Genomic DNA, 24,241 nt, shown 5'->3' with positions numbered 1-24,241 from the left:
TTATCTGGGTTGGCGAAGGATGTTGGAGCGCTACGGGCGGGAAGTGAATATCCCAAGTTGCTTGCATGAGGCGCTGGGGCGCCCCATGCAACACGTAATTGGGACATAGCCAAAAAAAAGCCCCTCAGCTGAGTGAGGGGCTTGGCAGTGATGGACTGGCTTGGTCGTGGGTATTTGCTTATCTGCGCATATCCGTCAGCCTGTCAGTAACTCTGCTGGTGGACGTCCATCACGGCGCGGCCTGAGGGATCGGCCATCTCCTTGAACTTGGCATCCCACTCCAGCGCGGTCGGGGTGGAGCAGGCGACCGACTTGCCATAGGGCACGGTGCGGGCGGCGGACTCCAGCGGGAAGTGCTCGTCGAAGATGGCGCGGTAGAAGTAGGCCTCCTTGGTGAGCGGGGTGTTGATGGGGAAGCGGAATGCGGCCGCCTCGAACATCTGATCCGTCACCTCGGTCTCGACCATGGCTTTGAGGCTGTCAATCCAGGAGTAGCCCACGCCGTCGGAGAACTGCTCCTTCTGACGCCATGCCACCTCGTGGGGCAACAGCTCCTCGAAGGCTTCCCGCAGGATGTGCTTCTCGATCTTGCCGTTGCCGCACATCTTGTCGGCGGGCTGCAGGCGCATCGCCACGTCCATGAACTCCTTGTCGAGGAAGGGCACGCGACCCTCGACGCCCCAGGCCGCCATGGACTTGTTGGCCCGCAGGCAGTCATACAGATGCAGGGAGGCCAGCTTGCGCACGTTCTCCTCGTGGAACTCCCGGGCGTTGGGGGCCTTGTGGAAGTAGAGGTAGCCGCCGAACAGCTCGTCGGAGCCTTCGCCCGAAAGCACCATCTTGATGCCCATCGCCTTGATGTAGCGCGCCATCAGATACATGGGGGTGGAGGCTCGGATGGTGGTGACGTCATAGGTCTCGAGGTGATAGATGACGTCGCGCAGGGCATCCAGCCCTTCCTGCACGGTGAAGTGGATCTGGTGGTGGATGGTGCCGAGGTGATCTGCCACTTTACGGGCGGCGGCGAGATCCGGCGACCCTTCCAGGCCGACGGCGAAGGAGTGCAGCTGGGGCCACCAGGCCTCGCTCTTGCCATCATCCTCTACCCGGCGGGCGGCATAGAGCTTGGTGATGGCGGAGATGACGGAGGAGTCCAGACCGCCGGAGAGCAGCACGCCGTAGGGCACGTCACACATCAGCTGGCGTTTGACCGCCGCTTCCAGCGCGGCTTTCAGCTCGGCCTTGTCGCTGACGTTGTGCTCGACCGCGCCGTATTCCATCCAGTCGCGCTTGTACCACTGTTTGAGCTCGCCATCCTTGCTCCAGAGGTAATGTCCCGGCGGGAAGGTCTCGACGCTCTTGCACACCGGCACCAGGGCCTTCATCTCGGAGGCGACATAGAAGTTGCCGTGCTCGTCGCGGCCGGTATAGAGGGGGATGATCCCCATGTGGTCGCGGCCAATCAGGTAGGCATCCTGCTCGGCGTCATAGAGGATGAAGGCGAAGATGCCGTTGAGATCGTCCAGGAAGGCCGGGCCCTTCTCCTTGTAGAGGGCGAGCAGCACCTCGCAGTCGGAGTGGGTCTGGAACTGGAAGTCGACCTTGAGGTTCTTCTCCAGTTCCTTGTGGTTGTAGATCTCGCCGTTGACGGCCAATACGTGAGTGCGCTCCGGGTTGTAGAGCGGCTGGGCGCCATTGCCCGGATCGACGATGGCCAGGCGCTCGTGCACCAGGATGGCCTTGTCGGAGCTGTAGACGCCGGACCAGTCAGGCCCGCGGTGACGCAGTCGCTTGGACATCTCCAGGGCCGATTTGCGCAAGGTGGCGGAGTCGGTCTTGATGTCCAGAATGCCGAAAATAGAACACATTGGCGGTAATCCTCTTGATTTTTATATGAGCCCCCCACGTTCGGGCTCGAAATTCCATTTACATTCCTCGCCAATCACAATGCCTAGCGCAAAAACCTTTTGCAAGCGGGAAAACCGCAGAAAATCATGCCGCCAACGTCAAGTCGGCGGATGAGAAGGGGGGCAGGAAAGAGGGGCTTGCTTGACGTGCGCGTCAGGTCGCGGCGGGTTCGAAGATCACATAGAGCTTGCGGCAGGCCACCAGGGTCTCCCACTCGCCGACGAAGCCCGCCGGGATGACGAACTGATCCCCTGGCTTGAGGTGCAGTTCGCCCCCCTGGCCGTCGTGGATCCGCGCTTCCCCTTCCAGCAGCTGGCAATATTCGTGCTCCGTGTAGTGCACAGCCCAGCGCCCCGGCTCGCAGGCCCAGAAGCCCACGTGAAACTGCTGGCTGGGGTCCGAATAGTGGTTCCAGAGGGTCTGGCTCGGGTTGCCGGCCCGGATCCGCTCGGGAGCGGGCATCAGCGGGGTGGGGGAGACGGGGTGCTGGTCCAGCAGGATCCAGTCGTTCAGGCTCTTCATGGTGCGTCCTTGGGGTGGCGAGGGGAGCGTCCTGCTCCCGTTTAGTTTGTTTAACAATGTTGCGCTTACGTTAAACGATGTGCGCCACCTTGCCAAGGGGAAGCCGATGAGGGGGATCAGACGATATCGATGTCCACTACTGAGTCGAAGATGTGGTTCGGTCTGAACGGCATGCGGTCGATGTCCGCAACCTTGCTCACCCCGGAGAGCACCAGCACCGTCTCGAGGCCGGCCTGGAAGCCCGCCAGTATGTCGGTGCGCAGGTTGTCACCGATGATGATGGTGTCGTCGGAGTGGGCCTCCATCCGGTTCAGGGCCGCGCGTATGATCCAGGCGCTCGGCTTGCCCACGTAAAACGGCTTCTTGCCGGTCATCCGCTCGATGGGGGCGCAGAGGGCGCCGCAGGCCGGGTGCATCATGGGGCCGTGGGTATCGGGGTTGGTGGCGATGAAGCGGGCCCCCTGATCCACGAACTTGGCCCCCAGCTGCATCATGGTCCAGTTGTAGTTGCGGGTCTCCCCCACCACCACGAAGTCGGGGTCGATGTCGGTGATGGTGAAGCCGGCCTTGTAGAGCTCGTGGGTCAGGGCCCCTTCGCCAATTACATAGGCCTTCTTGCCATCCTGGCGCTTGAGAAAGTCGGCGGTGCCCATGGCGGAGGTATAGAAGCACTCCTCCGGCACCTCGATCCCGGCGGAGCGGAAGCGGTTTTGCAGATCTTTCTGGGTCTGGGCCGGGTAGTTGGTGAGGAACAGGAGCTTGCTGCCCTGCTCCAGCAGGCGATGAACGAAACGGTCGGCGCCGGGCACCAGATCGTTGTTGTGCAGGATGACGCCGTCGATATCACAGATGACGCTTTTCTTCATGGAAACTCCTTGTAGGGGGAGGTGGTTGCCAACCTCGAATGTCTTCAATCACTTATGGCTTTTTTGTGCCGCCATTATAAGGCGCTTTGATGACAAGTCTCCCCCGGCGCGCCAGATGGGTGCACAATGACCGCAGAGAGAGGGCGCCGTCGGCGCCTGGACTTGCCTTAACCATCAGGCGCTGACGATGGAGCCGTCATCATGGAGAACTTTATTGCCGGCTTGCCCAAGCTGGAGCTGCACCTGCATATCGAGGGCACCCTGGAGCCCGAGCTGATGTTTGCCCTTGGCCAGCGCAACGGGGTGACCCTGCCCTGGCCCGACGTCGAGAGCCTGCGGGCCGCCTATGAGTTCGACTGCCTGCAATCCTTTCTCGATCTCTACTACCTGGGGGCCAGCGTGCTGGTCACCGAGCAGGATTTCTTCGACCTCACCTGGGCCTATCTTGAACGCTGCGCCGCCGACAAGGTGGTACACGTGGAGATCTTCTTCGATCCCCAGACCCACAGTGCCCGCGGCATCCCCTTTGCCACTGTGCTCGGCGGCATAGAGCGGGCATTGCAGCGCGGGGAGCGGCAGCTTGGCATCAGCTGGCGGCTTATCATGAGCTTCTTGCGCCACCTGAGCGAAGAGGATGCCTTCGCCACCCTGCGCGAGGCCGAGCCTTATCTGGCCCGGCTGCACGGGGTCGGCCTCGACTCTGGCGAGCTCGGCAATCCCCCCGGCAAGTTTGCCGGGGTCTTCGCCCGGGCGAGGGCGCTGGGGCTGCTTGTGGTGGCCCACGCCGGGGAAGAGGGGCCGGCCGACTATATCTGGCAGGCAATTCGGGAGCTGGCGGTGCGCCGTATCGATCACGGGGTGCGCTGCGCCGAGGATCCCGAGCTGGTGCGCTACCTGGCCGACACCCGGCTGCCGCTCACCGTCTGCCCTCTCTCCAACGTGCGGCTCAAGGTGTTTGGCACCATGGCGGAACACAATGTGCTGACCCTGCTGGAGCAGGGGCTCTGCGTCACCATCAACTCCGACGATCCCGCCTATTTCGGCGGCTATCTGGGGGCCAATTTCAGGGCCCTGGCCGACGGGCTCGGCGCCACGCGGGAGCAGCTCTGCCGCCTCTCCCTCAATGGGGTGGAGGCGAGCTGGCTGAGCCTGGCCGACAAGGTGAGGCTGACCCAGGAGATCAGGGGCTATGGCGCCTGCCACGGGGTGGCTCTCTACTAGGCGCCTGACGTTCAACAACAACGCGCCCGCCGATAAGGGCGGGCGCGTGGCATGGCTAGGCTGGTTGCCAGTCTCAGGCAGGCTGCTGCGCTGTCTCGGCCTGGTAGACGGGGTAGTCGATGAGCCCCTGCTCGCCGCCGCCAAACAGGGTGGCGGGATCATGGGGGGCAAAGGGATAGCCGTGACGCAGCCGGTTCGGCAAGTCCGGGTTCGCCACGAAGGGGCGACCGAAGCCAATCAGGTCGGCCCAGCCCGCCTGCAGCGCGGCTCTGGCCCGTTCGCCGTCATATTTTCCCGCATAGATGAGAGTGTTGGGGAAGGCATCCCGCAGCCCCTGCTTGAAGCCCTCCGCCATCAATGGGGCATCGTCCCAGTCCGCCTCGGCGATATGCAGGTAGACGATGCCTATTTCCCCCAGCAGCTTCGCGGCAGCCAGATAGGTCTCCTGCGGGTTCGCATCCACAGTGCCGTTGAGGGTGGTGAGTGGCGCCAAGCGCACGCCCACTCTGTCTGCCCCGATTTCGCTGCTCACCGCCTCGGTTACCTCTTTCAGGAAGCGCAACCGGTTCTCAAGGGATCCGCCGTAGTTGTCGGTGCGGGCGTTGGACTCGGAGTCGAGGAACTGGTTGATGAGGTAGCCGTTGGCGGCGTGCAGCTCTATGCCGTCAAAGCCGGCCTCCATGGCATTGCGGGCAGCCTGGCGGAACTGGCCCACCACGGCGTCTATGTCGGCCTGGGTCATGGCACGGGGAGTGACCGTCTCCACAAAGCCGGGGGCATCGCTGCCGTTGTCGACAAAGACCTTCACCCCTTGCGCCTTGATGGCGGAGGAAGAGATGGGCTGGGCGCCGCCGATGTTGTCCGGGTGGGTGACCCGGCCCACGTGCCAGAGCTGGGCAAACATGATGCCCCCCTTGGCGTGCACCGCATCGGTCACCTGCTTCCAGCCCGCCACCTGTTCGGCGCTGTGGATGCCCGGGGTCCAGGCATAGCCCTTGCCCAGGGGATCTATCTGGGTGCCCTCGCCGATGATGAGGCCAGCGCCCGCGCGCTGGGCGTAGTAGGTGGCCATCATGGCGTTGGCCACGTCACCAGGCTGGCTGGCACGGGAGCGGGTCATGGGCGGCATGACGATGCGGTTGGAGAGGTGCAACTGGCCGAGGCGAAGGGGGCAGAACAGGGGATCGTGGTTCATGGTGAATTCCTCGTGTTGGGATGGAGGAGACTCTAGAGGGGATTGTCATTGTGAAAAAGAGGGGTAATTGCAGAAGAGAATTGCCATTGGCACAGCAATGGGCCCGAGGCCATGAAAAAGAGGGCCTGTTGGCCCTCTTCAGTGTCGCGGCAGATCAGGCGGCGCTGGCGCCTATCGGGGTGACCCTCACCCGCTCTATCCGCCGCTCGCTCACCGCCAGCACCTCGAAGCAGAGCTGACCGAGGCGCAGTTGCTGGCCGCAGGTGGGCAGGCTGCCGAAGTGGGAGAGCAGCATGCCCGCGAGGGTCACGTACTCATCGCTCTCGCTCACCAGGCCGTCATGCCCCAGGGTCTGCTCTATCTGGTGGATGTTGGTGCTGCCGTTGATGAGCCAGCTCTCCCCCTCCTGGACTATGTCCGGGGTCTCATCCTCATCCGGCAGCTCGCCGACGATGGCCTCCAGCAGATCGTGGTTGGTGACCAGCCCCTGGATGATGCCGAACTCGTCCGCCACCAGAATGAGGCTGCCCCTGGCCTTGCGCAGCTCCGCCAGCAGCCGGATCACGTTGATGGTCTGGGGCACTATGATGGGGTCGTTCTGCTTGGCAAGCTCGGTCAGGGACTGCCCCTCGTTGAGGGCAAACAGCAGATCCCGCGCCTTCATCACGCCGATGATCTCGTCCAGCTCACCGTCGCAGACCGGGAACAGGCTATGGGGGGCCCGCTGCAGCAGGGCCCGTATCTCGTCCGGGGAGTCATTGACGTCGATCCACTCCATCTCGGCGCGGGGTGTCATTATGGTGCGGATGGAGCGCTCGGCGAGCGACAGCACCCCGGTCACCATGTAGCGCTCTTCTTCTCCGAAGCTGATGGGGCGGGGGGCATCCTGCTCCTCTTCCTCATCATCTTGCTGCGGGTGCTGGTTGGCCCGGCTTCCCCCCATCAGTTTGAAGATGGCGGCCGTGGTGCGCTCGCGCAGGGGCTGCCTGGATTCGTGGCGCTGGGCACTGCGCTGGGCGAGCTGGTTGAAGAACTCGATGAGCACGGAGAAGCCGATGGCCGCATAGAGATAGCCCTTGGGAATGTGGAAGCCGAAGCCCTCCGCCACCAGGCTGAAACCTATCATCAGCAGGAAGCTCAGGCAGAGCACCACCACTGTGGGATGGGCGTTGACGAAGCGGGTCAGGGGCTTGGAGGCGATCACCATCACCACCATGGCGATGGTCACGGCCGCCATCATGACGCCCAGGTGTTCCACCATGCCGACCGCTGTGATGATGGAGTCCAGGGAGAAGACCGCATCCAGCACCAGGATCTGGGCGATCACCACCCCGAATCCGGCATAGACACCGACCGGGCCCTGCTCCTCCGGTTTGGCTTCCAGCCGCTCATGCAGCTCTGAGGTGGCCTTGAACAGCAGGAAGAGGCCGCCCCCCATCAGGATGAGATCTCGCCCCGAGAAGGGGTGATCCCAGATGTGCAGTATGGGGGCCGTGAGCGTCACCAGCCAGGACATCACGCTCAGCAGGGCGAGGCGCATGATCAGGGCCAGTGAGAGGCCGATGAGCCGGGCCTTGTCCCGCTGGGCGGGGGGCAACTTCTTCACCAGGATGGCGATGAAGACCAGGTTGTCGATCCCGAGCACTATCTCGAGGATGATCAGGGTGAACAGACCGACCCAGATAGACGGGTCCAGCAAAAATTCCATTAGGATGACCTCAATAAAAACAGACGCAGTGGATGTCGCTCACGGCAAGGGGCCGTGGCAGGGCAAGGCTGTTTTCAGAGGCGCTGGTTGAGCAGGTACAGATAGGTTTTGATGGGGAAAAACGAAGGGCTACTTCGGGGGGTGTCCATGATGGGCAATAAAACCTCGGGTCAAAAGTGAGCCCTGATGATAACGGGAATCCCGCATTTGGCAAGCACCGGGCGCACGAGAGATGAGCGGCTACCGGGCATGGGGTGCCTGCGCTGCCGGGTCGGCCTATGGAGAGTCTCTCGCCATATGGATGAGAAAAGCCCATAAAACGCGGGTCATGTATATATCTGCGAGTGGATAATGTGTAACAACTTATTTCAGGTGCCTATCATCGGGTGCTTGTTTTAATAAGTGTCAGCTTATTTTGTTATATAAGGGAGCGCGAACAGGTAGCGGCTGTTTTTGGAGTGACGAAAGGGGGAGGTTATTTTAAGGGAGGCTGGCGACTCAATATAAAACTTCGAAGATGAAGACAGGGAAGTTGGCGCTTCAATATAAGGCGTTGAACCTGAAGACAGGGAGGCATGGCCTCCCTGTCGGTCAATCCCGTCATGTCATGGGGATCTGATGTCGAGCGCAATGGAACCCGTCACTGGCCCGTGTAGGCGGCGCCCTGAACATGGCCCTTCTTGTCACTGAGGCAGGACCAGGGGGCATCGGCACCCGGCACCTTGATGGTGACGCCGACCCCGGCTTCGGAGTCCATGACGTCAGTCACCTGAAGCTGGGCCTGGGGCACGTTCGTCTTCTCGGAGACCGCCTTCAGACAGGCTTTCTCCGCAGGGCTGGCAGGGCTGGCAGGGCTTGCCGAGGCCGCAGGCGCTGCTGACGTGGCTGCCGGCTGGCAGACGCCCGAGCCTTGCTTGCTGTTGTAGGAGACATCGTACTGGCCCCCGGTGTTGCTGATGGAGAGGGTGACTCCCGAGCCCTTGGCCTCATAGAAGTCATCGCTGAACTTCTTGAGCTTGGCCTCCTTGCCATTGATATAGACGGGGCCACCCTCATCGCTGTGCATCTGGATCTGACCCGGGCACTCGTAATTAAGCTGGGGAAGGGCAGCACTGGCGGTGCCCGCCATGGTCAATGCAAATACTGTGATCAACACCTTTTTCATGGGACTTACCTTAACTGTTTAACAAAGTGGAATAAGTGTATTTGTTTTTATTGTCCGGTGGATAACAACATCACTGTATTTCGGCGCGCAGTCTGCCGTTTGTCCTTGGCGAAAATAGATAGCTGGCCGACTTAATTTTAGCAACGAAATTTTCGTAACTTTTTGTGCCGTTGAAAATGGTTATTGATTCAAGGGACTCGGCAAACGGTTTTCCCTGTCAATGGTTTAAAGATTAAAAAAAGCAGAGAAATAACGGGCAGGAGAGTGGCGACGAGAGTGAAGCTGGGCGAGGCTGCGGGGCGGGTTGCAGTAGGCCCTGTTTGGGACATTTGTCACGCGGGGCGACGGGGCCCCGCGTTGCATCAGGATGGCAAGCGCCGGATCAGAGCCAGCGTTTCTCGCGGGTGAAGCAGACCGAGAGCCAGGCATCCCCCAGAGTCTCGCCGAGGCGGGACCAGAGCTCCTGGCGCAGGGCATCCTGGCGCTCGACAGGCCACTCCTGATCCGGGGCCACCAGTATGTTCAATTCCAGATCGAAGCGGCGGCCGCTTTTCGCCAGATGGCTATAGCACTCGATGCCATGGCGCAGGCGCAGGGCCTCGATTTCGCTGGCCACCAGCTGGGAGACATCCCCCTTGGGGGCGATTTTCAACACTTCCCGCAGGTTGCGGCCGAGCACCTTGATGGGGATCAGGGTGGCGCACAGGGCGAGCAGGGTGACCAGTACCGGGTCTATGTAGCGGTTGTAGTGGCCGTAGCCGAGGGCGTCGAGGCCGATAGCGACCACGAAGCCGATGAGCAGGGTGGCGCTGAGCAGGGTGTCGACCAGCCACTCCTTGGAGTCGACCCGCACCAGTTCGGAGTCGATCCGCTCGGCGACGCCCGCCTCGATCCGGTAGATGATGGCGCAGAAGAAGGTGCAGACGGCGGCGTAGATGAGGGCGTGGCCAAGGTCTATCTCCCGTCCCCCTTCGAGCAAGGAGGTGATGCCGCTATAGAGGGCGCCGAGGCAGAGCAGCAGTATGATGGTGCCGTTGATGACGTTGGTGATGGGCTCGAAGTGGGCGTAGCCATACTGGAAGCGCGCATCTGAGGGGCGGGTCACCAGGTAGGCGGTGATGAGTCCGAGGCCCGTCATGCCCATGCTGAACAGGGTGAAGATGCCATCGAGCATGATGGCGTTGGAGCCGACGAAGAGGCCGTAGCCGATCCCGAAGATGGCGAAGCTGATGCAGCCGAACAGTGACAGGGTCAGGGCCTGTTTCTCGGTGCGAACCAGCGTACTGATAACATGGCTGTAATGAGCCATAAGAGTCCTCCTTTCAAATGGTGAAGATTGAACGCGCAAGCGGTTTTCTAGCTGATATACTGCCCGCTCACATGTGAGCGGACTGGTTCGGGGGCCCGCAAAGAGGCAGCCCCGAACGGTCGTTGTCGCCGGAATGCCGGCATCAAGCAAAGGAAGGGAACAAGGATTCATGATCCCGAGACTCGATTACCAGGACAGTTTGTCACCTACAACCCTGCAGTTTCTTGAGTTGCTGGCGCGATCAGCATTTCGTGGTGATATCGAAAAGTCTTATGCAAGCCGGTTGGCGATGGCGACGGATAACAGCGTCTATCAGGTAGTACCTCAGGCGGTTCTCTATCCGCGCAGCGCGGATGATATTGCAGTGATGCTCAAGCTGGCTCAGGGGCCGGAATACACCACCTTGAGTTTCTTCCCTCGCGGCGGCGGCACCGGCACCAATGGCCAGTCCCTGGGCGGCGGCATTATCGTCGATCTCTCGCGCCATATGAACCAGGTCCTGGAAATTAATCTGGAAGAGGGCTGGGTGCGCGCCCAGGCCGGGGTGGTGAAGGATCAGCTCAACGCCTACCTCAAACCTCATGGCTACTTCTTCTCGCCGGATCTCTCCACCTCCAACCGCGCCACCCTGGGCGGCATGGTCAACACCGATGCCTCGGGGCAGGGGTCCCTGGTCTACGGCAAGACCTCGGATCACGTGCTCGGCCTCAAAGCCGTGCTGGAAAACGGCGACATCATGGCGACCGAGCCGGTGACCGGCCAGCGCCTGGCGGACAAGCTGGCCCTCGAGAGCCGCGAGGGGGAGATCTACCGCACCCTCTATCGCATCGGCAAGGAGAGGCGCGCCGACATAGAGGCGACCTTCCCCAAGCTCAACCGCTTCCTGACCGGTTACGACCTCAAGCATCTATATCAACCCGATACCGACACCCTGGATGTAAGCCGGGTGTTGTGCGGATCTGAAGGGTCGCTGGGCTTCATCACCGAGGCTCGCCTCAACATCACCCCCATCCCGCGCTACCGCACCCTAGTCAACGTCAAGTACGACAGCTTCCCTTCGGCCCTCAGGAATGCCCCCTTTATGGTGCAGGCTCATGCCCTGTCGGTGGAGACAGTGGACTCCCGAGTGCTGGGGCTGGCCCGCGCCGACATCATCTGGCACTCGGTGAAAGACCTCATCCAGGACGTGCCCGGCAAGGACTTGCAGGGGCTCAACATTGTCGAGTTTGCGGACACCGATGAAGCCGAGCACAAGGCCAAGGTGGCCGAGCTGTGCCGTCGTATCGACGGCCTGCTGGCCAAGGGGGAGGCGGGGATCATCGGCTATCAGGTGTGTGACCACCTGCCGAGCATCGAGACCATCTACGGCATGCGCAAGAAGTCGGTAGGGCTGCTTGGCAACGCCGAAGGGCGCAAGAAGCCGGTGGCCTTCACCGAAGACACCGCCGTACCGCCGGAATCCCTGGCGGACTTCATCATGGAGTTTCGTGCCCTGCTGGACGGCCACGGCCTCGACTACGGCATGTTTGGCCACGTCGATGCCGGGGTGCTGCACGTGCGCCCGGCGCTGGACCTGTGCGACCCCGAGCAGGAGGTGTTGCTGCGACGCATCTCGGATCAGGTCGTAGCCCTCACCGCCAAATATGGCGGCCTGATGTGGGGGGAGCACGGCAAGGGTTTCCGCTCCGAATACAGCCCCGCCTTCTTCGGCGAGCTGTGGGAAGAGCTGCAGCGGGTCAAGGGCGCCTTCGATCCCGCCAACCGCATCAACCCGGGCAAGATCTGCATCCCTTATGGCAGCGGCGCTTCGCTTGTGTCGGTGGACGGGCCCAAGCGCGGCAAGTTTGACCGCCAGATCCCCATTGCGGTACGGACAAGCTACACCCGCGCCATGGATTGCAACGGCAACGGGCTCTGCTTCACCTTCGAGACCGACTCACCCATGTGCCCCTCGGTCAAGATCAGCCGCGACCGCCGCCACTCCCCCAAAGGGCGGGCCGGGCTGATGCGTGAATGGCTGCGCCAGATGGCGGAGCAGGGGTTCGACCCGCTCGCGCAAGAGGTGGCCCTGCAAAGCGGCGGCTTGTCTATCAAGGCCATCATCGACAAGACGCGCAACACCCTGGCTCGCGCCCGCGGCCAGTATGACTTCTCCCACGAGGTGATGGAGGCGATGGAAGGCTGTCTGGCGTGCAAGGCCTGCACCAGCCAGTGCCCCATCAAGGTGGATGTGCCGAGCTTCCGTGCCCGCTTCATGCAGCTCTACCACAGCCGCTATCTGCGCGGCCCCAAGGATTACTTCGTCGGCACCGTCGAAGCTTACGCGCCCCTGCTCGCCAAGGCGCCCAAGCTGGTCAACTTCTTCCTGGAAAAAGAGTGGGCCCAGAAGGCGACCGAGAAGAGCATCGGCATGGTGGATGTGCCACTCCTGAGCATTCCCACCCTGGCCGAGGAGCTGCGTGATCACAAGGCCCGCTATTTCGACCTGCCGGGCCTCGAGGCCATGAGCCCCGAGCAGCGTAAAAAAGTGGTGCTCATAGTGCAGGATCCTTTCACCAGCTACTACGACGCCCCCGTGGTGCGGGACCTGGTGACGCTCGCCAGCAAGCTGGGCTATCAGCCCTACCTGCTGCCGTTCAAGCCCAACGGCAAGCCCCAGCACGTGAAGGGCTTCCTGCGTGCCTTCGCCCGCACTGCTGCGAGCAGCGCCCAGTTCCTCAACAAGATGGCGGCACTGGGCATCCCCATGGTGGGGGTGGACCCCTCCCTGGTGCTCTGTTATCGCGACGAGTATGTGAAGGCCCTGGGCCCCGCCCGCGGCGACTTCCAGGTGCAGCTGCCCCAGGAGTGGCTGCTCTCTCTTCCGGCCCCGCACGTCAGGGCCGAGGAAGAGCAGGGGGAGGTCGAGCCCTGGTATCTGTTTGCCCACTGCACCGAGAAGACCGCCAAGCCCTCGACCCACGGCGACTGGGGCACCTTGTTCCAGCGTTTTGGGGCCAGCTTGCGGCCTGTGTCTGTGGGCTGCTGCGGCATGGCCGGTACCTATGGCCACGACGCCAGGCAGGTGGAGAACTCCAAGGGGATCTATGGCCTCAGCTGGGCCGAGCCCCTGGCACGTCTGCCCAAGGATCGCTGTCTGGCCACGGGTTACTCGTGCCGCAGTCAGGTCAAGCGGATGGAGGGGGAGAAACTCAAGCATCCGCTGCAGGCGCTGCTGGAACTGCTCTGATGCTGCGCTTTCCCAAGCGGTTTCGGGTGCCGCAAGCCTATCGGCACCCGCACTTCCTGCTGCTGCCGGTCAACCCGACCCAGGCAGTGGTGGAGTTTGTCGCCATGCTGCGCGAGCGGGAGCAGCTCCATCAGCTGTTTCGCCCGGATGACGTCTGGCCCTCGGCCCAGTTCAGCCTGAGCCAGCACGAGGCCGATCTGGAGTGGCAGTGCTCGGAGTTTCTCGCCAAGCGATCCTTTGCCTACGGCCTCTGGAGCCCGGAGCGGGAGCCCGAGTTCTGGGGTGGGGTCTATCTCTACCCTTCGGTGCTGCCGGAGGTGGAGGTGGAGCTCTTCTTCTGGAAGGTGGCCGAGGCTCCCCTCGCTGACGCTTTGCTGGAGGCCGAGCTGCGCGCCTGGCTGGGCAAGGTGTGGCACTGGCACCACCCGCGCCTGCCGGGGCGTGAGCTGCCCTGGGCCGAGTGGCCCGGGGTGACCTACCCCTGGTGATGCAAGGTGGTTGCCAAGATGCCCCGGTCGGGGCATCTTCTTTTCTTCGTCTTTTTCGCCGACATGCTCGCGTCCAACCCATTGATCACATAAGGAGTCTGCTCGCCATGAGTCAAGAAAACGCCCCCATCTGGCGCAAACCCATGAGCCTCGAAGGGCTCAATGCCAGCTCCCGCAACACCCTGATGGCCCACCTCGATATCATCTACACGGATGTTGGCCCCGACTGGCTTGAAGCCAGCATGCCGGTGGATCACCGTACCCATCAGCCGCTCGGCATGCTGCACGGTGGTGCCTCCGTGGTGTTGGCGGAGACGCTGGGGTCGCTGGCGGCCAATATGGCGGTCGGACTAGACAGCTATTGTGTGGGGCTGGAAGTCAACGCCAACCACTTGCGGTCCAAGCGGGAAGGTGTGGTAACAGGGCGTTGCTCGCCACTGCATCTGGGGGCAACGACCCAGGTGTGGCAGATTGACATTCGGGATGAACGTGGGCGTTTATTGTGCACCAGCCGATTGACCATGGCGGTGCTCAAACACAAGCGGGACAAGGACTCCAGCGGGGCGTGACAAGCAATAACGCACCAGTAGTGCAAAATAAGCAAGCCATAGTCGCAAGATCCCTCTATAATTGCCAACGTCTTGAGACGCTTATCACATTTTTCAAGACAGCAGAACAAAGTGGCGCTATAATCGCCGCCTTTTTGCTATTCCGCGGTGCTTAGCCGCCTGCCTTACTCTGGAAGAATCTATGTCTGATACCCATACCGAACAAATGCCCCTTTTTAGTGAGCTTGGACTGGCCGCGCCTGTATTGAAAGCGCTGCAAGACGTGGGCTATGAGCGCCCGTCACCGATCCAGGCCGCAGCAATTCCCCACCTGATGGCGGGACACGATCTGCTGGGGCAGGCGCAAACCGGTACGGGGAAGACCGCTGCTTTTGCCTTGCCTCTGTTGTCTCGTCTGGAAGCTGGTAACCGCAACACCCAGATTTTGGTGCTGGCACCGACCCGTGAGCTGGCGCTGCAAGTTGCCGAGGCGTGCCAACGTTACGCCAAGCACATGCCGGACTTCCATGTTCTGCCCATCTACGGTGGTTCCTCTTACGAAACCCAGACCCGCGCCCTGCGTCGTGGTGCTCAGGTTGTCGTGGGTACCCCTGGCCGCGTGATGGACCTGATCCGTCGCAAGAACCTGGACCTCTCCGGCCTGAAAGCCCTGGTTCTGGACGAAGCCGATGAAATGCTGCGTATGGGCTTCATCGACGACGTGGACTGGATCATGGAGCAGTGCCCGGCCACCCGTCAGGTTGCCCTGTTCTCTGCCACCATGCCGGACCAGATCCGTCGTGTTGCCCAGAAGCACCTGAAGCAACCCAAAGAGATCAAGATCATCACCAAGACGTCCACCGCACCGACCATCCGCCAGCGCTACTGGCAGGTAACCGGTCTGCACAAGCTGGACGCCATGACCCGTCTGCTGGAAGTCGAACCGTACGAAGCCGTACTGGTCTTCGTGCGCACCAAGAACGCCGCCGAAGAGCTGGCGGGCAAACTGGCCGCCCGTGGTCACGCCTGTGAAGCGCTGCACGGTGACATTCCGCAGAAGCTGCGTGAGCGTACCGTCGACAAGCTGCGTCAAGGCCAGCTGGACATCCTGATCGCCACCGACGTGGTCGCCCGTGGTCTGGACGTCGAGCGCATCACCCACGTGGTGAACTACGACATTCCGTACGATACCGAATCCTACGTTCACCGTATCGGCCGTACCGGCCGTGCCGGTCGCAAGGGTGAGGCCATCCTGTTCGTGGCTCCCCGCGAGCGCCGCATGCTGCGCGCCATCGAGCACGCCACTCGTCAGGCCATCGAGCCGATGAAGATGCCGAGCACCGAGGACATCAACCAGCACCGCATGACCAAGTTCAAGGAGCGCATCCGGGAAACCATGATGGGCGAAGAGCTCGAGATCTACGTGAATCTGGTGAACGAGCTGATCGAAGAAGATTCTGCCGATCCGCTGGAGCTGGCTGCCGCCCTGGCCAAGCTGGTGCAGGGTGACCAACCGCTGCTGCTGGATGACTCTGTCACTGAACCGGCAAGCGACCGTGCTGGCCGTGAGTTCGAGCGCCGTGACTTCGGTGATCGTGCTCCCCGTGATTTCGGTGACCGTGGCGATCGTCCTGCCCGTCGCATGCCGTCCCTGGAGCCGCGCCCGCTCAAAGACAATCCTGACGTAGAGATGGAGCGTTACCGCGTAGACGTGGGTGCCCATCACGGCGTCAAGCCGGGCCAGATCGTGGGCGCCATCGCCAACGAAGCGAACATCGAGAGCCGTTTCATCGGCAACATCGACATCGCCGATGACTTCTCCACCGTCGATCTGCCCAAGGGCATGACCGCCGATGTGCTGGAAGTGATCAAGAAGGCCCGTGTCTGCCAGCGTCCGCTGATGATCACCCGCTACACCGAGGTGCCGGCCGGCAGCAACACTGCCCCCCGTCCGCCCCGCAGCGATCGTCCCTTCAACAAGGATCGCCGCCCCAGCGGTGACCGTCCGTTCAACAAGAGCGGGGAGCGCCGTGAAGGTGGCTTCAACAAGGATCGCAAGTTCGGTGGCAACAAGCGCCGCGACAGCTGAGTCCAGATCTGATTGATGAAAGGCCGCTCCATGAGCGGCCTTTTTTTGTGCGCCTCGTTTGGACAAAAGTTCGGGCAAGCGGATCCCGCAAGAGACCGGACAGGATGGCAAAGGGGCCAGCCCTGGGCCATGTCGGACAGGGCAGGGATGCAGCCGAGGGGGCGGGATGCTACCTTGTGCCACTGGATGCCGACGGCGCAAGGTGAGACGCCGCCGGCAGTGACGGGCAGGGGAGAGACGGATGGATAGATTGGGGGTGATGGAGGTCTTCGTGCTGGCGGTGGAGACCGGCTCCTTCTCGGCGGTGGGGCGTCGGCTGGGACTGGGTCAACCCACTGTCTCCAAGCTGATTGCCCAGCTGGAGGAGCGTCTTGGCAGCCGCCTGCTGCTGCGCTCGACCCGTGGCCTGGCCCCCACCGAGGCGGGGGAGGCCTACTATAGGCGCGCCAGGGAGATATTGGCGCAGGTCAACGAGGCCGACGCCATGGTGCAGCAGTGCCGGGCCGGCCTGAGCGGTCGCCTGCGGGTGAGCGCCCCCGTCACCTTCGCCCGCCTGCACATCATCCCGCACCTGTCGGATTTTCTCGGGGATCACCCTGGGCTGGAGCTCGAGATCCTGCTGGACGATGGCAACGTCGATCTCATCTCGGCCGGCATCGATGTCGCCTTGCGGCTCGGGGAGCAGGCGGATTCGGCGCTGGTGGCCCGCCGTCTCTCCCGCTGCGAGATGCGGGTGCTGGGCACTCCGGCCTACTTCGCGGCCAGGGGCATGCCGGCCTCCCCCCAGGGGTTGCAGGATCACGATCTGGTGCTCTACAGCCCCAAGCCCGGCACGGGGCAGCAGTGGCTGTTTTGCCGGGGAGACGAACGGATTGCGGTGCGAGGGCGGGGACGGTTGACGGTCTCGGCCGCCGAGGGGATGCGGGCCGCCGTGCTGGCGGGGCTCGGGCTCGGCATCGCCTCCGAGTGGATGTTCGCCCCCGAGCTTGCCCGGGGGGAGGTGGTGGTGGCGCTGCCGGGGTGGCAATTGCCGACGCTGGAGCTCTGGACCCTGCTGCCGGCAGGTCGCGAACTCAGCGCCAAGGCGCGCGCCTTCCTGACCTTCGTGGCCGGGCTGCCCGGCGTGGGGCAGGGGCCGGAGCATGCCGGGGTGGAATAGGTGTTATGGCGTGGCGCCTGCTACTGCCGCCCCGTGTCCATGGGTAGGCTGTGCTCATCCAGCCCGTGCCTGCACGGGGTTCATTCATCTATGAGGATGGCATCATGAGTTCATCAGTCTCCACCGAGCGGGCCGCCATGGCCAACAGCACGCCCGGCCCCGCCCTTGTCTTTGCCATGGCCCTCTCCTGCGGTCTGGCGGTCGCCAACATCTATTACAACCAGCCCATGCTGGCGGTAATGGCACAGGATTTTCCCGGCCAATCCGCCATCCCCCTGATTGCCATGCTGACCCAGCTCGGTTATGCGGCCGGCCTGTTGCTGCTGGTGCCGCTTGGGGATGTGGTCGAGCGTCGCTGGCTCATTCTGGGGCAGTTCGTGCTGATTGCACTGGCCTCCTCTATGGCGGCCGTGGCCACGGGGGCGACCATGTTGATGCTGGCCTCCGTCCTGCTCGGGATAGGCGCCACGGCGGCCCAGCAGATAGTGCCGGTGGCGGCCACTCTGGCCGACCCGGCCAGGCGGGGTGCCGTGGTCGGCAGCGTGATGAGCGGCCTGCTGGCCGGGATCCTGCTCAGCCGTACGTTGGCGGGCCTTGTCACCGCCTATGGCAGCTGGCGGGCCATGTTCTGGTGCGGGGTGCCACTGGCCCTGCTGGGGGGGCTGCTGATGGCCCGGATGATCCCGCTGGGGTTGCCTCGCTCCACCCTGAGTTATGCCCGCCTGCTGCACTCCCTGATCGGCTTGTGGCGCCAAGAGCCCGCCTTGCGCCGCGCCACCTTGACCCAGGCCTTGCTGTTTGCCTCCTTCAGTGCCTTCTGGACTGTGCTGGCCTTCTACCTCGCCGATCCCGCCTACGGACTCGGGGCCGAGGTCGCCGGGCTGTTCGGGGTGATTGGCGTGGCGGGCGTGGTGGCTGCCCCGCTGGCAGGACGGATGGCCGACAGGCTGGGAGCAAGGCCCGTGGTGCTGGTGGGCGCCCTGCTGGTGGTGCTGGCCTGGATCCTGTTCGAGACATGGCTCTCTCTGGTCGGGCTGGCGCTCGGGGTCATCTTGCTGGATCTGGGGGTACAGAGTGCGCTCGTCGCCCATCAGCAGCTCATCTATGGCCTCAGAGCCGAGGCGAGGGGGCGGATCAATACCCTCTTCATGACGGGCATGTTCCTGGGAGGAACGCTCGGCTCAAGCCTGGCCATGCTGGCCTGGCAGCAGGGGAGCTGGGTCGATGTGGGCTGGGCGGGCCTCGCGCTGGCGCTGACGGCCAGTATGGCCGCCCTCGCCGGGAAGCGGAGTCTGCAACCGGCCCCTTGAGACGGGCACCAGAGACAATAAAGGCGACCCTGGGGTCGCCTTTCGTCTGCCTGCGTGGCGCTGGGTCAGAGCACCATGGCGGCTATCCAGCCAAAGATAATGAGCGGGATGTTGTAGTGGATGAAGGTGGGCACCACGCTGTCCCAGATGTGGTCGTGCTGACCGTCGGCGTTGAGGCCCGAGGTGGGGCCGAGCGTCGAGTCGGAGGCGGGGGAGCCCGCATCCCCCAGCGCACCGGCGGTCCCCACCAGGGCGATGGTCGCCATGGGGGAGAAGCCGAGGTGGATGCACAGGGGCACATAGATGGTGGCGATGATGGGCACTGTGGAGAAGGAGGAACCTATCCCCATGGTGATGAGCAGGCCCACCAGCAGCATCAGGAAGGCGGCCAGCCCCTTGTGGCCCGCCATCATGCCGGAGACGGACTGCACCAGGCTCTCCACCCCGTGGGTCTCCTTCATCACGGCGGCGAAGCCGGCGGCGGAGATCATGATGAAGCCGATGAGGGACATCATGCGCACGCCCTGGGTGAAGGCGTCCTGGCTCTCGCGAAACTTGATGACGCCACCGCAGGTGAAGATGATGAAACCGGCGAGGGCCCCCAGCACTATGCTGTTGGTCATCAGCTGCAGCCCCAGGGCGACGGCGATGGCCAGCAGGGCGACCCAGATATGGTTGAGGTTCAGCTCGACGGTTTCCGGCTCGGCGGCCAGGATCTTCTCCAGATCATACTGGCGCGGCTTGCGGTAGGTGATGAACAGGGCGACCAGCAGGCCAACGAACATCCCCAGAACAGGGATTGCCATCGCCAGCGGCAGCTGGCTGAACTCGACCGCCACCCCGTTGTCGATCAGGTTCTTGGCCAGGATGTTGTTGAGGAAGATGCCACCAAAACCTACCGGCAACAGCATGTAGGTCGCGGTCAGGCCGAAGGTGATGACGCAGGCCACCTGGCGGCGATCGATCTGCATCTGGGCCATGACGTGCAACAGCGGCGGGATCAGGATGGGAATGAAGGCGATGTGGACCGGGATCAGGTTCTGGGAGGAGATGGAGACCCCCAGTACCGAGGTGAACAGCAGGCTCTTGACCCAGAGGATGCGGGACGAACTGGCATCCTTACCTAGCTGGCTGATCACCTTGCGGGCCAGCAGGTCGGTGATCCCGGAGCGGGAGATGGCCACCGCGAAGGCCCCCAGCATGGCGTAGGAGAGGGCGATTTCTGCGCCGCCACCCAGTCCGCCGGTGAAGGTGCTGAGGGTCTGTTCGAGGGAGAGGCCGCCGAGCAGGCCGCCGACGATGGCGCCGATGGCGAGAGAGACCACCACATTGATCCGCAGCAGGCTGAGCACCAGCATCAGCGCCACCGCGATAACAACAGGATTCATTTGATTTCCTTATAGATTGTGTTGCTGTCTGTCGGGGGAAAGTCAGCTAGTTTGCGAAAAACGTGACAAATGTCGAGAAAAAAAACGGCAAAATGGCCTCTTCACGGCATTCCTGCCGAGCTAATCCAGCGCTGTCGGGATGGAATGCTGAAAACGGTGCTGGATGACCCTGTTTATGCCGTTCTGGTCAAACCAGATGCCCGGCGGCGGTTCCGACCTCATGGAAAGAGGCTGCCAAGGCAGCCTCTTTCTCATTCCCCAATGGCACTGCTGGGGTTGTCATCGGCGGGTGCGTCCTCCGGAGTGGCCAGGGGCCAACCCCCCAGGCTCTTCCAGCGGTTGACGATATGACAGAACAGCTCTGTGGTGCGCTCGGTGTCGTAGAGGGCGGAGTGGGCCTCTTTATTGTCAAAGGGGATGTTCGCGCTCTGACAGGCCTTGGCCAGCACCGTCTGTCCCAGTGCCAGGCCCGAGAGGGCTGCGGTATCGAAGGTGGCGAAGGGATGGAACGGATTGCGCTTGAGACCGGCCCGTTCGGCGGCAGCCATCACGAAGCCGTGATCGAAGGTGGCGTTGTGGGCCACAATGATGGCCCGGCCGCAGTCGCTCTCCTTCATGCCCTTGCGCACTCCCTTGAAGATCTCGGTGAGCGCTTCCTTCTCGTCCACGGCGCCGCGCAGTGGATTGAAGGGGTCTATGCCGGTGAACTCCAGGGCGGCCTTCTCCAGATTGGCCCCTTCGAATGGCGCCACATGAAAATGGAAGATCTGATCGGGCATGAGCCAGCCCTGCTCATCCATCTTGAGGGTATAGGCGGCGATCTCCAGCAGGGCATCGGTCTTGGCATTGAATCCGGCGGTTTCAACATCGATGACGACGGGGTAAAAGCCACGAAAACGGCCCTTGAGGGTGTGAACGGCGTCGGTCATGGTATCTCGGTCGGCGTGAAAGGAGGCGGCATTATGGCAAAAAAGCCGGCCCTTGTCCCTCCTGGGCCGCCATGCGCAGGCCAACTGGTTCTATTAAAAGCAGTTGCGCTTATAATTGGCCACTTCAACCATGGAGGGGAGAGGCGATGAAGAAGCTGGGATTGGCGCACAAGATGTTGCTGGTGGTCTGTCTGCCACTGTTGGCCCTGCTGTTTTTTTCCGGTCGATACGTCTATGAGCGTTATCGGGTCGAGCAGGAGATGAGTCAGGCACAGGCTGCACTTGGAGTGGTGCGGGAGGCGGCGCAGCTCGCCCATGAGCTGCAAAAGGAGCGTGGCATGTCGGCCGGCTTCCTCGGTTCTGGCGGCAACAAGTTCCGTGATGCCCTGCCTGCCCAGCGCAAGGTGGTCGACACTCTGCTGGCGCGTTTTCATCAGGATCCTGCCTTGCTGGCATTGACAGAGGTGCAGCAGGGGTTGACCGGGCTCACCGCCATGCGTGAGCGGGTTGGTGCCCTGGGGGTCGAGGTGGCGGAGCAGGTTGGCTTTTATACCCGTCTCATCACCCAGTTGCTGGCGGTGGTGGATCAGGTCAGCATTCGCAGTCAGGATGCCACCATAGCGCTGCAGACCAGTGCCTACGCCGCCTTCTTGCAGAGCAAGGAACGCATGGGGCTGGAGCGGGCGACCCTGAGCAATGTGTTCGCGCGAGGCAGCTTCACCCCGGCGCTGTTGCAGCAATACATCTCCCTCCTCGCCGCCCAGAATACCTATCTCGAACGTTTCCAGGCGTTAGCCAGCCCCTCACAACGTCAGCTGCTGGCCGACAGCCTGGCCTCTCCCGTGGTGGCCAAGGTGGCCGACATCGAAAAACTGGCGCTGGAGAAGGCGGCCAGCGGCGGCTTTGGGGTGGATGCCGAAGCCTGGTTTGCCTTGAGTACCGACAAGATAAGCCTGCTCAAGGAGAGCGAGGATCGCCTCTATCAACAGCTGTACGATCGGGTTGAGCAGATGCGGGCCAGGAGTGCCAGCGACTTCTGGTGGGCCGCCCTCGGCGTACTGTTGTGCGTGGCCCTGACCAGTGCCGTCTGCTGGCGGGTGGTGCGCGACCTGCATCTGGGGTTCCTGGCGCTGCATCACACCTTCAAGCGGCTGGTGCAGGAGAACGATCTGACGGTGCGGGTCAACTGGCGATCCGGCGATGAACTGGGGGCGTTGGCACAGGATCTGAACCGCTTCCTCGAACATCTGGAAGGGCTGTTGCTGGCGGTGCGCCGCTCCTGCGACGTGCTGGCGCGCAGCGCCGCCGCCTCGGCAGAGGTGATAGCACAGGTCAACGCCGGTGTGGCCAAGGGGGTTGGCCAGGTGGATCTGGTCGCCACCGCCGCGACCGAGATGGCCTCGACGGTGGCGGAGATTGCCCGCAACGCCACCCAGACTTCGCAGGCGACCCAGCAGGCCATCGGACGTGCCCATCAGGGTGACAGGGAGGTAGATCAGACCATAGACGCCATCCAGCAGGTGGCGGGCACCCTGGTCGATACCCAGCAGCTGGTGGACAACCTGCATCGGGAGACGGAGTCGGTCGGCGAGGCGCTCAGCCTCATCAAGCAGATCTCGGACAGAACCAATCTGCTGGCCCTCAACGCCGCCATCGAGGCGGCCCGCGCCGGCGAATCCGGTCGCGGTTTTGCCGTGGTGGCGGAGGAGGTGAGGGCGCTGGCCTCGCGCACCCAGCAGGCGGCGGATGACATTGCGCGTATGCTGGCCCGTCTGCGCCAGGGCGCCAGTCAGGCGGTGACGGCCATGCACCTGGGCACCGAGCAGGTGGGGCTGAGTGTGACCGAAGCGAAACGGGCAGGCAGCGAGCTGACCGATATCGTCAAGGAGGTGCGCAAGGTGAACGACATGACCGCCCAGGTGGCGACCGCCACCGAGGAGCAGCGTTATGTGACCGACGATATCCAGCACAACGTGCTGACCATTCGGGAGGTCTATGAGGCCCACCGCCTGCACTCGGAGACCCTGCAACAAAACAGTGTCGAGCTGGATCAGCTGGCCCAGGATCTGACGGCCCGCATCGCCAGCTTCAAACTGATGGAGCGCCCCGCTCCCCATTGAGGTTTTGCCCTAAAGCTTGGCTTGCCGCTGCCGATAGTTAATCCGAGATCGTGTGGAGGGCAAGCCGTTGAATGCTTGGGTGTTAGGGTTGATCAGCATATCCGTGAGTATGCAGTTGCAGGCGGGAGTGACCGAGTTCGGTGCCGGTCTGGATCAATCCGTCTGGCGGTTGACCTCGGATACTCAGGTGGAGTGCCGTCTCGAACACCCCATACCCCGCTGGGGCACGGGTGCCTTCGTCAGCCGGGCCGGTCGCAAGATCAACCTGGACTTCGAGCTGAAGGGGCAGCGGCCGCAGGCCAGGACCCAGACGGTGAGCCTCGGGATCATGCCCCCCAGCTGGCGCCCCGGTGTCTCCGGACGCCAGATAAGCCAGCTGCAGTTCTATCAGCAGTTCGACGGCCTGGTGGCGGGGCAGACCGCTTGGACCATGCTGGACGAGCTGGAGGGGGGGCGCATGCCCACCTTCCAGTACAGAGACTGGTATCGCCAGGACAGGCCGGTGCGGGTGTCGCTCTCCTCGGTCAACTTCAGGGTCAAATACCAGGCCTTCATGGATTGCCTGAGCGGCCTCTTGCCCTACAGCTTCAACGACATCGCCTTCAGCGTGCTCTCCTATGACAAGAACAGCGATCAGCTGTCGCCTGCCTCCAGGCGGCGACTGGCGCTGATCGGCGACTACGTGAAGGCGGACAAGAGCATAGACGTGGTGGTGATCGACGCCTACAGCGACAGCTACGGCGGTCGCTGGCCGAATCAGAAGCTCTCCGAGAAGCGGGCAGATGCCATCAAGCAGGTGTTTGTGGATCTTGGCATCGAGGAGGGCAAGATCTCGGTGGAGGGGCATGGCGAGAAACAGCACGTGGCCTCCAACGAGACGGACGCGGGCCGAGCCAAGAACCGGCGGGTCGTGATCAACATGGGGCGCAACGGCACCATCTAAAGTGAAAAACCATGCACCTCTAGCCTGCTCATCTGGAACTTGGCAGGGGCCGGTTCCACGCTGCAGCGGCTGATTTTTCCGATCACTGAGATAAAAAAATGCCAGTCGGCTGGGCCGACTGGCATTTTTTTCAAGGGTTCGCGA

At 62.7% G+C, this 24,241-nt stretch carries 18 protein-coding genes and 1 pseudogene; 10 read left to right on the top strand and 9 right to left on the bottom strand.

Annotation, left to right across the window (positions count from 1 at the left end; all coding sequences use genetic code 11):
• Positions 1–109: pseudogene (locus ACB030_RS17710) on the top strand (IS1595 family transposase); the annotation flags it as partial.
• A 94-nt stretch (positions 110–203) separates the two neighbouring features.
• Here ACB030_RS17710 and asnB read toward each other — a convergent pair.
• The 3 genes from asnB to ACB030_RS17695 form a co-directional block, all read right to left on the bottom strand.
• Complete coding sequence (gene asnB / locus ACB030_RS17705) at positions 204–1,868, bottom strand: asparagine synthase B (RefSeq protein ID WP_371161615.1); 1,665 nt, start codon at positions 1,866–1,868, stop codon at positions 204–206.
• Positions 1,869–2,061: 193 nt separating this feature from the next.
• Complete coding sequence (locus tag ACB030_RS17700) at positions 2,062–2,430, bottom strand: cupin domain-containing protein (RefSeq protein ID WP_205641951.1); 369 nt, start codon at positions 2,428–2,430, stop codon at positions 2,062–2,064.
• Positions 2,431–2,546: 116 nt separating this feature from the next.
• Complete coding sequence (locus tag ACB030_RS17695) at positions 2,547–3,296, bottom strand: HAD-IIA family hydrolase (RefSeq protein WP_005302324.1); 750 nt, start codon at positions 3,294–3,296, stop codon at positions 2,547–2,549.
• A 201-nt stretch (positions 3,297–3,497) separates the two neighbouring features.
• On the opposite strand from ACB030_RS17695, the gene ACB030_RS17690 reads away from it, so the two are divergent.
• Positions 3,498–4,517 carry an adenosine deaminase gene (locus tag ACB030_RS17690; RefSeq protein WP_371161613.1) on the top strand — a complete coding sequence of 340 codons (1,020 nt, stop codon included), beginning with the start codon at positions 3,498–3,500 and terminating at the stop codon, positions 4,515–4,517.
• A gap of 73 nt (positions 4,518–4,590) precedes the next feature.
• Here ACB030_RS17690 and ACB030_RS17685 read toward each other — a convergent pair whose 3' ends face one another.
• The 4 genes from ACB030_RS17685 to ACB030_RS17670 all read right to left on the bottom strand — a co-directional run bounded on the left by ACB030_RS17685 (position 4,591) and on the right by ACB030_RS17670 (position 9,894).
• A complete protein-coding gene (locus tag ACB030_RS17685; RefSeq protein ID WP_371161611.1) occupies positions 4,591–5,712 on the bottom strand; it encodes an alkene reductase in 1,122 nt (373 codons plus the stop codon).
• A 154-nt stretch (positions 5,713–5,866) separates the two neighbouring features.
• Complete coding sequence (locus tag ACB030_RS17680; protein ID WP_371161609.1) at positions 5,867–7,420, bottom strand: TerC family protein; 1,554 nt, start codon at positions 7,418–7,420, stop codon at positions 5,867–5,869.
• Between the two features lie 640 nt (positions 7,421–8,060).
• Positions 8,061–8,585 (bottom strand): hypothetical protein, encoded by a 525-nt coding sequence (locus ACB030_RS17675; protein ID WP_371161607.1) that lies wholly within the window; start codon positions 8,583–8,585, stop codon positions 8,061–8,063.
• Between the two features lie 382 nt (positions 8,586–8,967).
• The gene (locus ACB030_RS17670; protein ID WP_371161605.1) at positions 8,968–9,894 is read right to left on the bottom strand and encodes a cation diffusion facilitator family transporter; all 927 of its coding nucleotides are present in this window, start codon (positions 9,892–9,894) and stop codon (positions 8,968–8,970) included.
• A 169-nt stretch (positions 9,895–10,063) separates the two neighbouring features.
• Here ACB030_RS17670 and ACB030_RS17665 point away from each other — a divergent pair, with 169 nt between their 5' ends.
• The 6 genes from ACB030_RS17665 (at position 10,064) to ACB030_RS17640 (ending at position 18,717) form a co-directional block, all read left to right on the top strand.
• Complete coding sequence (locus tag ACB030_RS17665) at positions 10,064–13,123, top strand: FAD-binding and (Fe-S)-binding domain-containing protein (RefSeq protein ID WP_371161603.1); 3,060 nt, start codon at positions 10,064–10,066, stop codon at positions 13,121–13,123.
• Positions 13,123–13,611 carry a hypothetical protein gene (locus ACB030_RS17660; RefSeq protein WP_371161601.1) on the top strand — a complete coding sequence of 163 codons (489 nt, stop codon included), beginning with the start codon at positions 13,123–13,125 and terminating at the stop codon, positions 13,609–13,611. The genes ACB030_RS17665 and ACB030_RS17660 overlap by 1 nt, the downstream gene beginning before the upstream one ends.
• A gap of 107 nt (positions 13,612–13,718) precedes the next feature.
• Positions 13,719–14,180, top strand: coding sequence for a hotdog fold thioesterase (locus tag ACB030_RS17655; RefSeq protein WP_371161599.1), 462 nt, complete (start codon positions 13,719–13,721; stop codon positions 14,178–14,180).
• A gap of 181 nt (positions 14,181–14,361) precedes the next feature.
• Positions 14,362–16,248 carry a DEAD/DEAH box helicase gene (locus tag ACB030_RS17650; RefSeq protein ID WP_041205964.1) on the top strand — a complete coding sequence of 629 codons (1,887 nt, stop codon included), beginning with the start codon at positions 14,362–14,364 and terminating at the stop codon, positions 16,246–16,248.
• Between the two features lie 241 nt (positions 16,249–16,489).
• The gene (locus ACB030_RS17645; protein ID WP_371161597.1) at positions 16,490–17,407 is read left to right on the top strand and encodes a LysR family transcriptional regulator; all 918 of its coding nucleotides are present in this window, start codon (positions 16,490–16,492) and stop codon (positions 17,405–17,407) included.
• Positions 17,408–17,511: 104 nt separating this feature from the next.
• The gene (locus tag ACB030_RS17640) at positions 17,512–18,717 is read left to right on the top strand and encodes an MFS transporter (protein ID WP_371161595.1); all 1,206 of its coding nucleotides are present in this window, start codon (positions 17,512–17,514) and stop codon (positions 18,715–18,717) included.
• A 65-nt stretch (positions 18,718–18,782) separates the two neighbouring features.
• On the opposite strand, the gene ACB030_RS17635 is transcribed toward ACB030_RS17640, so the two are convergent.
• Positions 18,783–20,105, bottom strand: coding sequence for a Na+/H+ antiporter family protein (locus ACB030_RS17635; protein WP_371161593.1), 1,323 nt, complete (start codon positions 20,103–20,105; stop codon positions 18,783–18,785).
• A 251-nt stretch (positions 20,106–20,356) separates the two neighbouring features.
• Positions 20,357–21,034 (bottom strand): ribonuclease T, encoded by a 678-nt coding sequence (rnt, locus tag ACB030_RS17630; RefSeq protein ID WP_371161591.1) that lies wholly within the window; start codon positions 21,032–21,034, stop codon positions 20,357–20,359.
• A 146-nt stretch (positions 21,035–21,180) separates the two neighbouring features.
• Between rnt and ACB030_RS17625 the strand changes: the two genes are divergently transcribed.
• Both ACB030_RS17625 and ACB030_RS17620 read left to right on the top strand, forming a co-directional pair.
• The gene (locus ACB030_RS17625) at positions 21,181–23,154 is read left to right on the top strand and encodes a methyl-accepting chemotaxis protein (protein ID WP_371161590.1); all 1,974 of its coding nucleotides are present in this window, start codon (positions 21,181–21,183) and stop codon (positions 23,152–23,154) included.
• A gap of 67 nt (positions 23,155–23,221) precedes the next feature.
• Complete coding sequence (locus tag ACB030_RS17620) at positions 23,222–24,097, top strand: OmpA family protein (protein ID WP_193558756.1); 876 nt, start codon at positions 23,222–23,224, stop codon at positions 24,095–24,097.
• Positions 24,098–24,241: the final 144 nt, after the last annotated feature.

This window comes from Aeromonas sp. S16(2024), from assembly GCF_041403065.1.
GTDB lineage: Bacteria > Pseudomonadota > Gammaproteobacteria > Enterobacterales > Aeromonadaceae > Aeromonas.
The sequence above is the reverse complement of the archived record's forward strand: the minus strand, read 5'-3'. Positions and strand labels throughout refer to the sequence as shown.

Bases quoted from the DNA above. Each gene is read 5' to 3' on its own strand.
- asnB (WP_371161615.1), bottom strand. From the start codon at position 1,868: ATGTGTTCTATTTTCGGCATTCTGGACATCAAGACCGACTCCGCCACC.
- ACB030_RS17700 (WP_205641951.1), bottom strand. From the start codon at position 2,430: ATGAAGAGCCTGAACGACTGGATCCTGCTGGACCAGCACCCCGTCTCC.
- ACB030_RS17695 (WP_005302324.1), bottom strand. From the start codon at position 3,296: ATGAAGAAAAGCGTCATCTGTGATATCGACGGCGTCATCCTGCACAAC.
- ACB030_RS17690 (WP_371161613.1), top strand. From the start codon at position 3,498: ATGGAGAACTTTATTGCCGGCTTGCCCAAGCTGGAGCTGCACCTGCAT.
- ACB030_RS17685 (WP_371161611.1), bottom strand. From the start codon at position 5,712: ATGAACCACGATCCCCTGTTCTGCCCCCTTCGCCTCGGCCAGTTGCAC.
- ACB030_RS17680 (WP_371161609.1), bottom strand. From the start codon at position 7,420: ATGGAATTTTTGCTGGACCCGTCTATCTGGGTCGGTCTGTTCACCCTG.
- ACB030_RS17675 (WP_371161607.1), bottom strand. From the start codon at position 8,585: ATGAAAAAGGTGTTGATCACAGTATTTGCATTGACCATGGCGGGCACC.
- ACB030_RS17670 (WP_371161605.1), bottom strand. From the start codon at position 9,894: ATGGCTCATTACAGCCATGTTATCAGTACGCTGGTTCGCACCGAGAAA.
- ACB030_RS17665 (WP_371161603.1), top strand. From the start codon at position 10,064: ATGATCCCGAGACTCGATTACCAGGACAGTTTGTCACCTACAACCCTG.
- ACB030_RS17660 (WP_371161601.1), top strand. From the start codon at position 13,123: ATGCTGCGCTTTCCCAAGCGGTTTCGGGTGCCGCAAGCCTATCGGCAC.
- ACB030_RS17655 (WP_371161599.1), top strand. From the start codon at position 13,719: ATGAGTCAAGAAAACGCCCCCATCTGGCGCAAACCCATGAGCCTCGAA.
- ACB030_RS17650 (WP_041205964.1), top strand. From the start codon at position 14,362: ATGTCTGATACCCATACCGAACAAATGCCCCTTTTTAGTGAGCTTGGA.
- ACB030_RS17645 (WP_371161597.1), top strand. From the start codon at position 16,490: ATGGATAGATTGGGGGTGATGGAGGTCTTCGTGCTGGCGGTGGAGACC.
- ACB030_RS17640 (WP_371161595.1), top strand. From the start codon at position 17,512: ATGAGTTCATCAGTCTCCACCGAGCGGGCCGCCATGGCCAACAGCACG.
- ACB030_RS17635 (WP_371161593.1), bottom strand. From the start codon at position 20,105: ATGAATCCTGTTGTTATCGCGGTGGCGCTGATGCTGGTGCTCAGCCTG.
- rnt (WP_371161591.1), bottom strand. From the start codon at position 21,034: ATGACCGACGCCGTTCACACCCTCAAGGGCCGTTTTCGTGGCTTTTAC.
- ACB030_RS17625 (WP_371161590.1), top strand. From the start codon at position 21,181: ATGAAGAAGCTGGGATTGGCGCACAAGATGTTGCTGGTGGTCTGTCTG.